The 15974-nt window shown below is 46.7% G+C and carries 15 protein-coding genes; 10 read left to right on the top strand and 5 right to left on the bottom strand.

Going from position 1 to position 15974, the window contains the following annotated elements; all coding sequences use genetic code 11:
* The first annotated feature begins 188 nt into the window (after positions 1-188).
* The 4 genes from MHB78_RS15975 (at position 189) to lepB (ending at position 4475) form a co-directional block, all read left to right on the top strand.
* Positions 189-944 (top strand): DeoR/GlpR family DNA-binding transcription regulator, encoded by a 756-nt coding sequence (locus MHB78_RS15975; protein WP_046132248.1) that lies wholly within the window; start codon positions 189-191, stop codon positions 942-944.
* On the top strand, positions 941-1852 hold the full coding sequence (pfkB, locus tag MHB78_RS15970; RefSeq protein ID WP_046132247.1) for a 1-phosphofructokinase: 912 nt from the start codon (positions 941-943) through the stop codon (positions 1850-1852). The genes MHB78_RS15975 and pfkB overlap by 4 nt, the downstream gene beginning before the upstream one ends.
* A gap of 13 nt (positions 1853-1865) precedes the next feature.
* Positions 1866-3755: a PTS fructose transporter subunit IIABC gene (locus MHB78_RS15965; protein ID WP_046132246.1), complete on the top strand. Its 1890-nt coding sequence runs from the start codon at positions 1866-1868 to the stop codon at positions 3753-3755.
* 159 nt (positions 3756-3914) lie between these two features.
* Positions 3915-4475 carry a signal peptidase I gene (gene lepB / locus MHB78_RS15960; protein WP_046132245.1) on the top strand — a complete coding sequence of 187 codons (561 nt, stop codon included), beginning with the start codon at positions 3915-3917 and terminating at the stop codon, positions 4473-4475.
* A gap of 43 nt (positions 4476-4518) precedes the next feature.
* On the opposite strand, the gene MHB78_RS15955 is transcribed toward lepB, so the two are convergent.
* Together MHB78_RS15955 and MHB78_RS15950 are read right to left on the bottom strand one after the other, a co-directional pair.
* Entirely contained in the window at positions 4519-4788 is a 270-nt protein-coding gene (locus tag MHB78_RS15955; RefSeq protein WP_046132244.1) for a hypothetical protein, read from the bottom strand.
* A gap of 12 nt (positions 4789-4800) precedes the next feature.
* Positions 4801-5043 carry a hypothetical protein gene (locus tag MHB78_RS15950; protein WP_046132243.1) on the bottom strand — a complete coding sequence of 81 codons (243 nt, stop codon included), beginning with the start codon at positions 5041-5043 and terminating at the stop codon, positions 4801-4803.
* A 161-nt stretch (positions 5044-5204) separates the two neighbouring features.
* On the opposite strand from MHB78_RS15950, the gene MHB78_RS15945 reads away from it, so the two are divergent.
* Positions 5205-6824: an ATP-binding cassette domain-containing protein gene (locus tag MHB78_RS15945; protein WP_046132242.1), complete on the top strand. Its 1620-nt coding sequence runs from the start codon at positions 5205-5207 to the stop codon at positions 6822-6824.
* 326 nt (positions 6825-7150) lie between these two features.
* On the opposite strand, the gene MHB78_RS15940 is transcribed toward MHB78_RS15945, so the two are convergent.
* The 3 genes from MHB78_RS15940 to mreBH form a co-directional block, all read right to left on the bottom strand.
* Complete coding sequence (locus MHB78_RS15940) at positions 7151-8383, bottom strand: aminopeptidase (RefSeq protein ID WP_046132240.1); 1233 nt, start codon at positions 8381-8383, stop codon at positions 7151-7153.
* Positions 8384-8471: 88 nt separating this feature from the next.
* Complete coding sequence (locus tag MHB78_RS15935) at positions 8472-8603, bottom strand: protein YkpC (protein WP_096891714.1); 132 nt, start codon at positions 8601-8603, stop codon at positions 8472-8474.
* A gap of 73 nt (positions 8604-8676) precedes the next feature.
* Positions 8677-9684 (bottom strand): rod-share determining protein MreBH, encoded by a 1008-nt coding sequence (mreBH, locus tag MHB78_RS15930; RefSeq protein WP_046132239.1) that lies wholly within the window; start codon positions 9682-9684, stop codon positions 8677-8679.
* Positions 9685-9992: 308 nt separating this feature from the next.
* Between mreBH and MHB78_RS15925 the strand changes: the two genes are divergently transcribed.
* From MHB78_RS15925 to MHB78_RS15905, 5 genes are all read left to right on the top strand, one after another.
* Positions 9993-10280, top strand: coding sequence for an AbrB/MazE/SpoVT family DNA-binding domain-containing protein (locus MHB78_RS15925; protein WP_046132238.1), 288 nt, complete (start codon positions 9993-9995; stop codon positions 10278-10280).
* 201 nt (positions 10281-10481) lie between these two features.
* Positions 10482-11804 (top strand): ATP-binding protein, encoded by a 1323-nt coding sequence (locus MHB78_RS15920; protein WP_046132237.1) that lies wholly within the window; start codon positions 10482-10484, stop codon positions 11802-11804.
* A gap of 85 nt (positions 11805-11889) precedes the next feature.
* A complete protein-coding gene (locus MHB78_RS15915; protein ID WP_046132236.1) occupies positions 11890-12555 on the top strand; it encodes a TrkA family potassium uptake protein in 666 nt (221 codons plus the stop codon).
* Positions 12556-12678: 123 nt separating this feature from the next.
* The gene (ade, locus tag MHB78_RS15910; RefSeq protein ID WP_046132235.1) at positions 12679-14397 is read left to right on the top strand and encodes an adenine deaminase; all 1719 of its coding nucleotides are present in this window, start codon (positions 12679-12681) and stop codon (positions 14395-14397) included.
* A 123-nt stretch (positions 14398-14520) separates the two neighbouring features.
* Positions 14521-15951 carry an IS1182 family transposase gene (locus MHB78_RS15905; RefSeq protein WP_065894389.1) on the top strand — a complete coding sequence of 477 codons (1431 nt, stop codon included), beginning with the start codon at positions 14521-14523 and terminating at the stop codon, positions 15949-15951.
* Positions 15952-15974: the final 23 nt, after the last annotated feature.

Below are 15974 nucleotides of genomic sequence, written 5' to 3'. Positions count from 1 at the left end.
ACATATTTTTGCGGATTTTTATCGCTTATACAGTTTACAAATGGTATATATCGCGTTAAGATGTTAAAATGTGAAGGATTTTGATGGTTATTGAATGAATTTGAAAGATTTTTGTTGAGTTATGTCGAAAAAGCGTTTACAATAGAATTGTAAGTGAAATGAAGGCGTTTTCAAAAAGGGGTGGTAATGTGTTGACTCCCGAACGGCATCAGCTGATCATCGACGAGATCAAAAAGCATGATGTCGTGAAAATCCAGTATTTAATGAACTTGACAAAAGCATCTGAGTCAACGATCAGAAGAGATTTGTCGACGCTAGAAGCCCGCGGATATTTAAAGCGCGTTCATGGAGGGGCATCAAGGCTGTCCGACATTCGGACGGAGCCTGATATGCTTGAGAAATCATCCAAAAACCTTCATGAAAAGAAAAACATCGCCAAGGAAGCGGCCTCTCTTCTTGAAGAAGGCGATTGCATTTATTTAGATGCCGGGACGACCACCTTGCAAATGATCGACTTTATAGATCAAGAGAAGGATATAATCGTCGTCACAAACGGAGTCATGCATATCGAGGCATTAATCCAAAAAGGCATTACATTCTACTTATTAGGCGGACAGGTAAAGCATAAAACCGGTGCGATCGTGGGCGGCTCCGCTCTTTCGGCTATCGGCCAGTACCGGTTTGACAAGAGCTTTATCGGCGTTAACGGCATTCATAAGGAGGCGGGATATACAACGCCCGATCCCGAGGAAGCACTCCTGAAAGCAAAAGCTGTCAAACAGGCGAAAAAAGCCTTCATTTTAGCCGATGCTTCCAAGTTTGGGGAAATGTCTTTTTCTGCCTTTGCAAGTTTAGACGAAGCAACGATCATTACAGCAGGATCTGCAAAGCATTCATTCGATAACTATCAAGAAAAAACTGTCGTAAAGGTAGTGAAAACATGATTTACACTGTAACTCTCAACCCATCAGTCGACTACATTGTTCACGTTGAAAACTTTTCCTTGGGCGGATTAAATCGTTCAGCTTATGATTCGAAATATCCGGGGGGCAAAGGCATCAACGTCTCAAGGGTATTAAACAGACACCATGTGCCATCAAAGGTTCTCGGTTTTGTCGGCGGTTTTACCGGGGGATATATCAAGTCATTTTTGGAAGAAGAAAAGCTTGAGACAGCCTTTCATGAGGTAAATGGCGATACCCGGATCAATGTAAAGCTGAAGACGGGCGACGAAACGGAAATCAATGGACAGGGCCCGTCGATCACCGACGAAGATTTTGCGGCGTTTTTAGATCAGTTTTCAGATATGCAGGAAGGGGATATCGTCGTATTGGCAGGCAGCATTCCCGCTTCACTTCCTCAAGACACGTATGAAAAGATTGCTGCAAAATGCAAGGAGAAAAACGTCAGGGTTGTTGTTGACATCTCTGGAGAAGCGCTTTTAAAGGCCCCGGAAATGAATCCGCTTTTAATGAAGCCGAATCACCATGAGCTCGGAGAAATGTTCCAGACGACGATTCACACAGCTGAGGAAGCGGTTCCTTACGGAAAAAAACTGATCGAACAAGGAGCGGAAAACGCCATCGTTTCCATGGCTGGAGAAGGAGCTCTGCTGTTTACGAAAGATCGGGTATATCACGCAACCGTTCCTAAAGGAAAACTCGTAAACTCTGTCGGCGCGGGAGATTCAGTGGTTGCCGGTTTTCTTGCCGGCATCGAAAAGCGGCTGGGCATCGAAGAGGCTTTTCGGTTAGGGGTCGCTTCAGGGAGCGCTACGGCTTTCTCAGAAGAACTCGGAACGGAAGAGCTGGTACACAAGCTGCTTCCTGAAGTTCAGGTCCAAGCCATCTAAAGGAGGAAAGGTTATGAAAATCACAGAGCTACTCACGAAGCATACGATCAAACTAAGCCTTGAGAGCAGCAAGAAAGAAAACGTTATTGAAGAAATGGTAACGGTTTTGGATCAAGCCGGAAAGTTAAATGATAAAGAAGGCTACAAAGAAGCGGTCATCAACCGTGAAAAACAAAGCTCCACAGGGATCGGCGAAGGCATTGCCATCCCCCATGCGAAAACGGCCAGCGTAAAAGAGCCGGCGATCGCTTTCGGACGTTCAAAAGAAGGCGTTGATTACGAATCTTTGGACGGACAGCCAAGCCATTTGGTATTCATGATCGCAGCAACTGAAGGGGCGAATAACACGCACCTCGAAGCGCTGTCAAGGCTGTCAACATTGCTCATGCGGGAAGAAATCCGCAAGCAGCTTCTTGAAGCAGCAACTGAAGACGAAATCATTGACATCATCAACATGCATGATAAAGATGATGAAGAAGAAGAGCAGGCTGAAGAGGCTCAAGCTCCTTCTGCAAAAGGAAAAATCCTCGCGGTTACGGCGTGTCCGACGGGAATCGCGCACACGTTCATGGCCGCTGACGCTTTGAAAGAAAAAGCAAAAGAAATGGGCGTTGACATCAAAGTTGAAACAAACGGTTCCAGCGGTGTGAAAAATAAATTGACAGCACAGGAAATTGAAGACGCAGTCGCGATCATCGTTGCTGCCGATAAACAGGTTGAGATGGAACGCTTCAACGGCAAACACGTCATCGAAGTGCCGGTGACAGCGGGGATCAGACGTCCGAAAGAACTGATTGAGCAGGCGCTCAAACAAGATGCGCCTATTTATCAAGGCGGCGGCGCTTCCCAAAATGATGAAGGTGAAGCAAAAGGAAAATCCGGCGCAGGAAATGCCTTCTACAAGCATTTGATGAGCGGTGTCAGCAACATGCTTCCGTTTGTCGTAGGCGGCGGGATTTTAGTTGCTATTTCGTTCTTCTGGGGCATTAACTCAGCGAAGCCTGGAGACCCTTCTTATAATGAATTTGCGGCTGCGTTAAATGCGATCGGCGGCGGAAACGCCTTGAAATTAATCGTTGCAGTATTGGCCGGATTTATTGCGATGAGCATTGCAGACCGCCCTGGTTTTGCGCCTGGTATGGTCGGCGGTTTTATGGCAACACAGGCTGATGCAGGATTCTTGGGCGGATTAATTGCCGGTTTCCTTGCCGGTTACATCGTCGTTCTCTTGAAAAAAGTATTTGCAGGTCTTCCGCAAGTGCTTGACGGATTGAAGCCTGTTTTAATCTACCCGTTATTCGGTATCTTCTTTACAGGAATTATCATGCATTATGTCGTCAATACGCCGGTCAAGATGATAATGGACGGATTGACGCACTGGCTTGAAGGCCTTGGAACAGGAAACCTTGTTTTAATGGGAATCATTTTGGGCGGTATGATGGCGATCGATATGGGAGGTCCGATCAACAAAGCGGCCTTTACGTTCGGGATTGCGATGATTGACGCCGGAAACTTCGGACCTCACGCTGCTATTATGGCGGGCGGTATGGTTCCTCCGCTTGGCATCGCGCTGGCAACAACGATCTTTAAAAACAAATTTTCAAAACGCGACCGTGAAGCTGGTATTACTTGCTATTTCATGGGTGCGTCATTTATCACAGAAGGTGCGATTCCGTTTGCGGCAGCCGATCCGGCACGGGTTATCCCTGCTTGTGTAATCGGATCAGCAATCGGAGGCGGATTGTCTCAATTTTTCCGAGTCACGCTTCCTGCTCCGCACGGAGGAGTGTTCGTCTTCCTGACAACAAACCATCCGCTTCTCTATTTGGTGAGCGTCCTGATCGGAGCAGTTGTCACAGCTGTCTTGCTCGGCATCTTGAAAAAGCCGGTTCCAGCTGAATAATAAGTGCTAGAAAGTGCCGCTTTGTTCTCTCCGCGGCACTTTCTTTTTTACTGTTTTTTCCGGCAGAAGGCATGCGAATTAGGAAATATCCCATGACTTATGATAAAGTATAGGAAAAGCCGATATTTTGCGTGATAGACTGTTTTAGGAGGAAGCGTTTTGACTGAAGAAAAATCCGCCAAAAAGAAAAGTTCTCTCTTTGAATGGGTAAAAGCCATTGTCATTGCAGTCGCTCTGGCTCTATTGATCAGGACGTTTTTATTCGAGCCGTATTTAGTCGAAGGGACATCGATGGACCCGACGCTCCACGACGGGGAACGCTTGTTTGTTTATAAAACGGTGAAATATGCCGGGGAATTGAAGCGGGGAGACATCGTCATTATCGACGGCGATGAAAAAAATGTCCACTATGTCAAACGCCTGATCGGTCTGCCGGGAGATACTGTGCAAATGAAGGATGACACGCTTCTCATTAACGGGAAGAAAGTGGATGAGCCGTATCTTTCGCACAACAAAAAAGAAGCTGAGGAAGTCGGGGTGAAGCTGACCGGTGACTTCGGTCCTGTCAAAGTTCCTGAAGGCAAGTACTTCGTGATGGGCGACAACCGCCAGAGATCGATGGACAGCCGGAACGGCCTCGGGCTGATTGATAAAAAGCGGATAGCCGGGACATCGGAATTTGTGTTTTTCCCGTTTAATGAAATCCGAAAAACAGATTAAAAAAACGCCTGACGTCCGCATCGGACGCCAGGCGTTTTTTCTTTTATGATGAGAATGAAGCCAGTACTATAATAAACAGCACGGTAATGAACACCGAAGCTGTAATAAGGAGCACGCTGTAGAAGAGCTTGATGTCGGCGGCTTCTTTTCCGTGCTTTGTCAGCATGCGCTTTGCTGCGATATGTACGAACGTATAAATGATGGCGATTCCGAGATAAAGGCCGAGATCGCGCGCCGTAAAACCGGTTACCGCCACATATACCCCGGTAAAAAAAATAAACATGCAGTATTCTGTCAGAGTGATAAGCTTCATGTTTTCCTCCGTCTAATTTTCCGTGTTTTCCCCGAACATTACTTTTTTATAATATATCTTTTGGAGCCAGCCTACAAGAAGGCCGAAAAAGGCTAAAAGGCACGAAAAAATAAGAAAGTCCGTCGTCCACATATCATAGCCTTTAAAAAATCCGATCGACATCGTGGAAATCACCATCGCGAGCGAGACGAACAGCGCATGCCACGGCCTCATGTTTATCCATCTTTTAATATCAGGATCATCTTTTATATTCATATTCCATCCCCCAATCCACATTAATTGTAACATATTGTAACAACATAGATGCAAGTGTTCATATTGCTTTAAAACTTTATTGTAAAAAAGCAAAGCATTTCTCTTAAAGACTATTCGTGTTATACTCTTTTTAATGAAGTATTAGTGATGGAGGATATTACATGATAGCTGTGAGTAATGTCAGCTTGCGGTTTGCGGACCGGAAGCTGTTTGAAGATGTAAACATTAAATTTACGCCTGGAAATTGCTACGGGTTAATCGGAGCAAACGGAGCGGGGAAATCTACCTTTTTGAAGATATTATCAGGGGAGATCGAGCCGCAGACCGGAGACGTTCACATGAGCCCGGGAGAGCGCCTCGCCGTGCTGAAGCAGAACCACTTTGAATACGAGGAACACGAAGTGCTGAAAGTCGTCATCATGGGCCATAAGCGCCTGTACGAAGTCATGCAGGAAAAGGATGCTATTTACATGAAGCCGGATTTTTCCGATGAAGACGGCATTCGCGCTGCAGAGCTTGAAGGTGAATTTGCCGAGCTGAACGGCTGGGAAGCTGAAGGGGAAGCGGCGATCCTGCTGAAAGGACTCGGTATTCCCGAAGAGCTTCATACGAAGAAAATGGCCGATCTCGGCGGATCTGACAAAGTGAAAGTTCTGCTTGCACAAGCGCTATTCGGCAAGCCTGACGTACTTCTTTTGGATGAGCCGACAAACCACCTTGATATTCAGGCGATCCAGTGGCTTGAAGAGTTTCTGATCAACTTTGAGAATACGGTTATCGTCGTATCGCATGACCGCCACTTTTTAAATAAAGTATGTACGCATATCGCCGACCTCGATTTCAACAAAATCCAAATTTACGTCGGCAACTATGATTTCTGGTATGAATCAAGCCAGCTTGCGCTTAAAATGGCTCAGGAAGCCAATAAGAAGAAAGAAGAACAGATCAAACAGCTTCAAGAGTTTGTTGCCAGATTCAGCGCAAATGCTTCCAAATCGAAGCAGGCGACTTCCAGAAAAAAACTGCTTGAAAAAATTACGCTCGATGACATTAAACCGTCATCGCGGAAATATCCGTACGTCAACTTCACGCCGGAACGCGAAATTGGCAATGACGTGCTTGTTGTTCAGGATCTTTCCAAAACAATCGACGGCGTGAAAGTGCTTGATTCGGTGAGCTTTATGATGAATAAAGACGATAAAATCGCTTTTACGGGCCGGAATGAGCTTGCCGCCACGACGCTGTTTAAAATTTTGGCGGGGGAAATGGAGCCTGACAGCGGAACCTTTAAATGGGGCGTGACAACATCGCAGGCCTTTTTCCCGAAGGACAACAGCGAGTTTTTCGAGAACAGCGATATGAACCTTGTCGACTGGCTTCGCCAATTTTCGCCGAACGATCAGAGCGAAAGCTTTTTGCGCGGATTTTTAGGCCGGATGCTGTTCTCCGGTGAAGAAGTGCTCAAAAAGGCAAGCGTCTTGTCAGGGGGAGAAAAAGTCCGCTGCATGCTGTCAAAAATGATGCTTTCAGGAGCGAACGTGCTTGTGCTTGATGAGCCGACAAACCACTTGGACCTTGAGTCGATTACCGCGTTGAACAACGGCTTAATCAGCTTTAAAGGCGCCATGCTGTTTACGTCCCACGACCATCAGTTCGTTCAGACGATTGCCAACCGGATCATCGAAATTACGCCAAACGGCATCGTTGATAAGCAAATGACCTATGATGAGTTTTTAGAAGACAAAACGGTTCAAAGCAAATTGGCCGAGTTATACGCATAACACGAAAGCCCGCCTCTTCGGCGGGCTTTCAGCGTGTCGACAAACCCTTGCATTCGTTGCCAGGCCTGCTAAGTCGGTGCTCACGAGTAAGAAAGGAACGGCGGCTAAACGCTCAGGCGTCCTGCCTGAACGCCGCCGTCATCACATCCTGTGAAAGTCCGCTCTGATGCCCGGCCTTCCTAGACTGCAAGGGTTTCGGGTCACTCAGCAGCAGGATAATTGCACCGGTTGTTGACATCCTGTGCAACAAACGGACAGTTTCCGGGCGGAGCATCATAAAAAGGGCTTCCATTTGAAGCCCTTTCGCATGTGCGGATGTGCCAGCCTTAAAAAGCCCAATTGCCGTTGCGGAAGATTGGTTCTCTTTTTCCGTCGGCCGTGATTCCGTCGATGTCCATTTCGCCTGAGCCGATCATGAAATCGACATGGGTGATGCTTTCATTCAACCCTTCCTTTGCCAGCTGTTCGCGCGTCATTTCTTTGCCGCCTTCGATGTTGAACGCATACCCGCTTCCGATGGCAAGATGATTTGAAGCATTTTCGTCAAACAGCGTGTTATAAAACAGGATATTTGATTTTGAGATCGGCGAATCGTGGGCTACCAGTGCGACTTCGCCCAGGTAGTGCGAGCCTTCGTCCGTCTCGACCAGCTCTTTTAAAATATCCTCGCCCTGCTCTGCTTTGACATCGGTAATCCGTCCGTTTTCAAACGTCAGCGTAAAGCCGTCAATGATGTTTCCTCCGTAGCTCAGCGGTTTTGTGCTGGAAACGGTTCCGTTCACCCCGTCTTTTTTCGGAGCGGTAAACACCTCTTCCGTCGGCATGTTGGCCATGAATTCATCGCCCTTTTCATTAACGCTTCCGGCCCCGACCCAGACGTGTTTTTCAGGAAGTTCAATCGTGAGGTCCGTGCCTTTTGCTTTATAATGAAGGGCCTGATAATGCTTTTCGTTTAAAACGCTCACTTTATCGCGAAGCGTCTGATCGTGCTCTTTCCATGCTTTGACCGGGTCTTCGCGGTCGACGCGGGTCGTCTTGAAAATTTCGTCCCAAAGCATTTGCACCGCTTTTTCTTCGCTGCTTTCAGGGAACACTTTTTTCGCCCATGCCGGAGAGGGGGCTGCCACGACAGTCCAGCTCACTTTATCGGACTGAATCATTTGTCTGTATGTATGCAAAGCTTTTCCGGCCGCTTTTTGCTGTGCTGCAATCCGTTTTGAATCGATTCCTTTCAAAAGGTCGGGACCTGATGAGACAATCGAAATAAATGCTGCACCCTCTTTGGCGAGCGTTTCCATGCCTTTTGCTTCCCATTCCGGATACTCTTCGAACGCTTCAGTTGGTGCAAGCTCATATTTCAGTCTGGTGACGACGTCATCCTGCCAGCGGACTGTCACATGTTTTGCTCCTCTTTCATATGCGCTTTTTACGAGCAGGCGTACGAAGTCGCGAATCTCCGTCGAAGCGTTGATCACGACTTGCTGTCCTTTTTGAACGTTGACACCTACTTCTATGACAAGCTGGGCGTATTTACTAAGTTTATCGGTAAATGAACTCATGTTTGCAAAACCTCCTTTATTGTCCATAACATCATAACAAATTTTGACTCAAAATAAAAAGTTCGCAGCGGGCAGGCTGCGAACTTTTTCAGCGGTTTATTTTGGCTGTCTGGCCGGGGGGAGAGCTCGGCATGTTGCTGAGCGAAACACTGATCCCGCCTAAAATGATCCCGCTTAAGATAGCGGTAATGGCCACGCGTCTTCCCAAATCCTTGAGCATGTTCTTCCTCCTTATCGTTACTCCATTTCCCACGATATGAAGAAAGTCTGCAAAAAAGACGTTAAAAATAAAATTATTTAGCGGCTTTTTGCAATTTGTGAATTACGTCAAGAGAACGGCCGGTCCCGATGGCCACGGATTCAAGCGGATTTGCAGCAACGTGGACAGGAACGACGATTTCCTGGGAGAGCCATTCTTTGATGCCGTTCAAGAGGGCGCCGCCACCCGTTAAAATGACGCCGCGGTCGACGATGTCTCCGCTCAGTTCCGGAGGACAGTCCTCAAGCGTTGCTCTGATCGCTTCGATAATGTGAAGAAGGGACTCGCGCATCGCTGCCTGGATCTCGTTTGATTCAAGCGTAATCGTTTTTGGCAGGCCTGTGACAAGATCGCGTCCCCTGACTTCCATCGTCTTCGTTTCATGCTCAATCAAAGCATAGCCGATTTCGATTTTGACTTCCTCGGCTGTCCGTTCCCCGATCAGCAGGTTGTATTTTTTTCGTACGAATGAAACGATGTCTTCATCAAGCTGATCGCCGCCGATTCGGATCGAGTGGCAGGATACGACGCCTCCGAACGAAATAATCGCCACTTCAGTCGTACCGCCGCCGATATCGACGACGACGTTGGCGACGGGTTCATCGACAGGCAGGTCTGCGCCGATTGCCGCTGCGACAGGCTCTTCGATCAAGTGGACCTGTTTGGCGCCGCAGTTTTTGACGGCGTCGCTGATGGCCCGTCTTTCGACAGCGGTCGAGCCGGAAGGCGTGCAGACGACGACGCTCGGCTTTCTGAATGTAAAGCCGATGTTTTTCCCGGCTTTTTTCATGATCTGTTTTAAAAGGTCGGTCGTCATGTCGTAGTCGGCAATAACCCCGTCTTTCAGCGGACGGACTGCGACGATTTTGCCCGGTGTCTTTCCGATCATGTTTTTCGCTTCGATTCCGACGGCCAAAACGCTTTTTGTTTCCGTATCAACGGCAACGACGGAAGGTTCGTTTAAAATGATTCCTTTGTTTTTACTGTAAACCAGTATGTTCGCTGTTCCTAGATCAATTCCGATCTCGGTTGTTTGAAACATATTTTCACCCAATCTCTATTTAAAATTTTTTGATAAACGAAATGGTTTTTCTTCGCGTTGAGAAAAAGATATTCATTCCATTTAAATTTTCTCTGAAAAACATCGATTTTTGGGGGTCTGTGACGACATTGAAAAAAACCTGTAAAATGATGACCTCATATTGGCATCATGAGAAAATTATTTCATTTTTATTGCGCGGATTTTTTGTCTGAAAGGGGGAAACCTTTTTCCCCTATTGTACGTCTATCGTTATACTAAGACAATATCTTAGAAAAATAGAAACATAATGAGGAAGAAGGCGAAAGACTTTGAAATCCATAGGAGTTGTGAGAAAAGTAGATGAACTCGGCCGCATTGTGATGCCGATTGAATTGAGAAGGGCGCTTGATATCTCAATCAAGGACAGCATTGAATTTTTCGTTGACAAGGATAAAATCGTTTTGAAAAAATATAAACCTTACGGCGTTTGTCTGATAACCGGAGAGATTACATCCGAAAACCGCGAATACGGAAACGGAAACATTACGCTCAGCCCGGATGGCGCCAAATTGCTTTTGGAAGAACTCAAAAGCGCGCTGGACCAGGCCAAATCGTAACATTGAGCCGCCCTGCCTGTTCACCCGGGCAGGGCTTTTTTTGCCAATTGGTTCAGAAATCGGTTTCCTCCGAAAAGATGACCGACATCACCGTCACTGAAAAATTCGGCAATACAGACGATAAATACTTCGAACAATCCTCTCAAAGATGGTGTAAAGAATGTTACAATTAACAGAGAAATACAAGTGGCAGGTGGGGTCATGAAAAGATATCAAGGACGGATCATTGCGACCGCTTTGGCAATGACTTTTATTATGTTTTGGAATTATTTATTTTACGGGATATTGGGAAATCAAATTAACTGGACGGTTGATCTGCTGTTTACACTTGTGACATTGGTCAGCGTATGGTGGCTGACGCTGTACATCGATGAATCCAATCAGCTTGTTTATAAGCTGAAGGAAAGCGAAAAACAATATAAAGAGCTTTCGGCGGCAACGAACCGGATTATGGACAACCTTCAGGAAATCGTGTTTCAAACCGACCGGAAAGGCAACATCACCTTCTTGAACCAGGCGTGGACCACCCTGACCGGCTTCAGCATTGAAGAAAGTCTCGGAACGATGTACAATGATTATTTTGATCATGAAGAGCGCATCTCGAATCATCTGATGAGCCAGCTGAAGAACAGGGAGCGGGAAGGAAGAATCGAAGTTCTGTACCACCGCAAAGACGGAAGCAAGTTTTGGGGTGAAGTGCACTATAAGCTTTATTATACGAATGGCCAATTTACGGGAAGCTTAGGCACGCTGACAGATGTTACAGAGAGAAAGAACACGGAAATGGAGCTTTTGAAATCAAATCAGCGCCTTGCCATGCAGTCTCAGAAGCTGGCGATGGCCGGTCAGCTTGCCGCAGGAATCGCACACGAGGTGAGAAATCCGCTCACATCTGTAAATGGGTTCCTGCAGCTGATGAAAACGGAATACCCTGACAGAACCGAGTATTTTGACATTATCTTTTCTGAAATCAAACGGATTGATTCCGTGCTCGGGGAGCTGCTCGTATTGGCAAAGCCCCATCAGGTTCAGTTTAAAAAAATCAAGATCAATTCCGTGTTGCAGCAGGTCACGACCCTGCTTGAAACAAATGCGGTTTTGTCCCATATCGAAATCGAAAAAGCCTTTCAAAAGGAAGGAAGAGAGTGGGAAATAAACGGCGACGAAAATCAAATCAAGCAAGTGTTCATCAACTTGATCAAAAACGGGATCGAAGCGATGCCTGACGGAGGAAAAATCACGATTTCATCAGAGAAGGAAGCAAGCTTTGTGAAAATCAGCATCAAAGATGAAGGCGGAGGCATGTCACAAGATGAACTGGCCAAGATCGGCGAACCTTTCTTTTCGACAAAACAGGAAGGCACAGGGCTCGGGCTTACGATCTGTTTAAATATCATCGGCGCCCATAACGGGGAACTAAAGGTAGACAGCAAATTGGGCGAAGGGAGCACATTCCACATTTTGCTGCCGCTTGAGGAGGGCGCACAATACGAAAAATCGCAGAAATTGAGTCATGCAACCTGAATGAACATACATATGAAGAAAAAGAGGAAAAAACCTTTTTCATATGATAGAATTTGTAAAAGATTGACCCATGGAGGAATTTTCGATGAAAAAAGAATTTGCTGTAATCGGACTCGGCCGGTTTGGCGGCAGCATTTGCAAGACATTAAGTGAAGAAGGCCTTGAGGTGATGGCGATCGACAGGGACGAGGACCGTGTCAACGAATACGCGAAGATCGCTTCTCATGCAGTCATAGGCGACACGACAGACGAGTCCGTCCTGAAAAATCTTGGGCTGCGCAATTTTGACCATGTCATCGTGGCGATCGGAGAAGATATTCAAGCGAGCATCCTGACTACCCTCATGCTAAAAGAGCTGGGCGTTAAATCGATTACCGTCAAGGCGCAGAATGATTATCATGAAAAGGTACTATCGAAAATCGGAGCTGACCGGATCGTTCATCCGGAGCGTGATATGGGCAAAAGAATCGCGCATAACATCGTGTCCAACAATGTGCTTGATTATCTCGAACTGTCAGATGAGCACAGCCTTGTCGAAATTGTAGCCAACAGCAGGCTCGCGGGAAATACGCTGCTTGACCTCGATATCAGGGCGAGGTACGGAATTAATATCGTTGCGATTAAACGCGGAAAAGAAGTGATCGTGTCCCCGCTTGCCACCGAGGAGATTCAAAAGGATGATATTCTCATTGTCATCGGCTCCAATCCCGATATCGACCGTTTTGAGAAAAAGGTTTTTCAGCATTCATAATGTACGGCTTATGCCGCAAGCGTTTTTCGCTTGCGGTTTTTTTATCTTTTCATTGACTGTTTCAATCGATTCAGATACGATATTGAACAATATACATAACAAAACGAGAGGGGCTTTATACCTTTGGAGAAACAGATGTTCATTCACCGGCTTGGTGCTGCGGGACATCGCAGAAAAGCTGATATTGTGATCAAAAACGGAAAAATAATGGATGTTTTTAATCAGGAATGGATCGAGCAAGACATAGCCATCACAGACGGAGCCATCGTCGGGTTAGGCGATTACGAGGGCGAAGAGGTCATCGACGCAGAGGGACAGATGATTGTTCCCGGCTTTATCGACGGCCATGTCCATATCGAGTCTTCTATGGTGACGCCGCCGGAGTTTGCAAAAGCGGTGATTCCCCACGGGGTGACGACCGTTATAACAGACCCTCATGAAATCGCGAATGTCTCAGGGGTAAAAGGTCTGCATTTCATGATGGAACAGGCCCGGCTGACCCCGCTGAACATCTATTTCATGCTCCCTTCGTGCGTACCGGCGGCGGCGTTTGAAAAATCGGGCGCCGCTCTTTATGCCGATGATTTAAAACCGTTTTACAGCCGGGAAGATGTACTCGGCCTGGCGGAAGTGATGGATTGCGTTTCAGTGGAATCTTTGGCGGCGGGCATGACGCAAAAGCTGTTTGACGCGCAAGCAGCGGGCAAGCGGATCGACGGTCATTTAGCTGGGCTTACGGCTAAATACGTCAACATCTACCGGGCGGCGGGGGTTCTGACAGATCATGAGGTCACAACTCCTGAAGAAGCGCTTGAACGCATCAGACGGGGAATGTATGTCATGCTCAGGGAAGGCTCTGTGGCAAAGAATGTGCGCAGCGTACTGCCCGCCGTAAACGAAAAAAATGCAAGGCGCTTCTTTTTTTGTACGGATGATAAGCACTTGGACGAGCTGATCGATGAAGGGAGCATTAATCACCAGGTGAAGCTCGCCATCCTGTCAGGGCTTGATCCCTTTCTTGCCTATCAAATGGGAAGCCTCAATGCCGCAGAATGCTATGGGTTAAAAACGAAAGGTGCGGTCGCTCCGGGCTATGATGCAGATCTCCTCTTTATCAGCGATTTAAAGAATGTACGCATCACAAAGACGATGATTAACGGGAAGGTGTACAGCGGACTGAATGAAGCGGACGCCGCCGCCTCTAAGCCTGAACCGGCGCTGCTCGAGACGGTGCATCTCCCCGATTTACAGGCGGAGGACCTCAGGATTCCCCTTGTTCGGGACAAGGACGTTCGCATCATCGAAATCATTCCCAACCAGCTTGAAACAAAGCTCGTCATCGCTAAGCCGAAAGACGGGGCGTTTTTCCGTGCAGATCCGGAAAGAGATTTGCTGAAGATCGCGGTGATTGAACGCCACCGGGGTATAAAGGAAATCGGCCTTGGGATTGTAAAGGGATTCGGATTGAAAGAGGGAGCAATCGCAGCGACGATATCGCATGATTCACACAATTTCATCGCCGTCGTCACGAATGATGAGGATATGATGAAAGCGGCTGGCATCTTGGGCAAGATCGGCGGAGGACTGACCGTCGCGAAAGGGGGAAAAGAGCTCCATTCCGTCGCACTGCCGATCGCAGGGCTTTTATCAGACAAACCGCTGGAAGAGGTCAACAAGAGCTTGAAATCGCTTCATGGCGCCTTGAAACAAACCGGTTTTTCAGGAAGCTTCAATCCGTTTTTAACGCTTTCCTTTTTGGCGCTGCCGGTCATTCCTGATGTGAAGATGACGACCGAAGGGCTGTTTGGTGTTAAAGCGTTCACGCACATTTCCGTGCAATGAAAAAACGGATGCACTGATAAGGTGCATCCGTCAGCTTGTCGACAAAGTCACAAAAAAAGTGGCTTGATCGACAAGCTTTTTTTGTTAAAATGTGTGTGGAATCTAATTTTTGGAGGTTTTACCATGTTGACCAAACACTCTAAAGATCAGCGTGAACAGCTTGAAGTCTTTGCCTTAAGTGAGCTTGTACCTGAAGACCATTTGGTCAGGAAGATGGAAGAAGCCATTGATTTTTCATTTATTTATGAAAAAGTTGCCCCTCTTTATTCTTCAAAAGGGCGTCCAAGTATTGATCCTGTTGTACTGATTAAAATGGTGCTCATTCAATACGTGTTTGGTCATCGCTCCATGCGCGAAACCATTAAGCGAATCGAAACTGATGTAGCCTATCGCTGGTTTATTGGATATGGATTCTCTGAAAAAATCCCTCATTTTTCAACCTTCAGTAAAAACTATGAACGTCGCTTTCATGACACAGACCTATTTGAAACAATCTTCTATAAGATTTTACGTCAAGCCATGGATCTCGGCCTCGTCGATCCTTCGGTCGCCTTCATCGACAGCACACATGTCAAAGCGAATGCCAATAAGAAAAAGTTTGTGAAAAAGATCGTAAGAAAAGAAACAAGAGCTTATCAGGAGCAGCTAGATCAAGAAATTAATGCCGATCGCGAAGCGAACGGAAAAAAGCCCTTAAAGCCCAGGCGATGCTTAGAGGAACGAGAAGTAAAGGAAAGTACAACTGATCCTGAGAGCGGATATTTTGTCAAAGGCGAACGAGAACGTCTTTTTGCCTATGGATTTCATACAGCTTGTGATCGGAACGGATTTGTGCTGGGAACGGTTGTTGAGCCTGCCAATATCCATGACAGCCAAGTGTTCGCGTCGCTGTTTCAACAAGTAAAAGAGCGCGTTGCCAAGCCTCATACGGTCGCAGTTGATGCCGGATACAAAACACCGGTTATCGCAAAATTTCTTCATGAAGAAAACGTTCGCCCTGTTATGCCTTACACGCGTCCGCAAACCAAAAAAGGATTCATGAGAAAACACGAGTATGTTTACGATGAATTTTATGATGTCTATATCTGCCCGCAAGACCATATTCTCTCCTATCGCACAACCAATCGGCAAGGTTATCGAGAGTATGCTTCAGATCCAAAACGATGTAAACAATGTCCATTACTACATACATGTACAGAAAGTAGAGATCATCGAAAGATGATTCACAGACATATCTGGCAGGATCATTTAGACGAAGCTGATCATCTTCGGCATACGGAAGAGAATAAACAAATCTATGCCAAACGTAAAGAGACGATCGAGCGAGTTTTTGCCGATTTAAAACATAAGCATGGCCTGCGCTGGACAACCCTACGGGGAAAGAAAAAATTGTCCATGCAGGCGATGCTTGTTTTCGCTGCCATGAATCTGAAAAAGCTGGCGAATTGGACCTGGAAGGGTCCTAATCGCCAGCCTTCTGATCGAAATAATAGAATAAAATGGACAAAAACAGGTCGGATTTTTAAAATCCGACCTGTTTTGTCAACGGTCTGACGGATGCACTGATAAGGTGCATC

The organism is Bacillus sp. FSL K6-0138, assembly GCF_037982765.1.
Classification (GTDB): domain Bacteria; phylum Bacillota; class Bacilli; order Bacillales; family Bacillaceae; genus Bacillus; species Bacillus glycinifermentans.
This window is presented reverse-complemented; position numbering and strand designations above follow the sequence as displayed.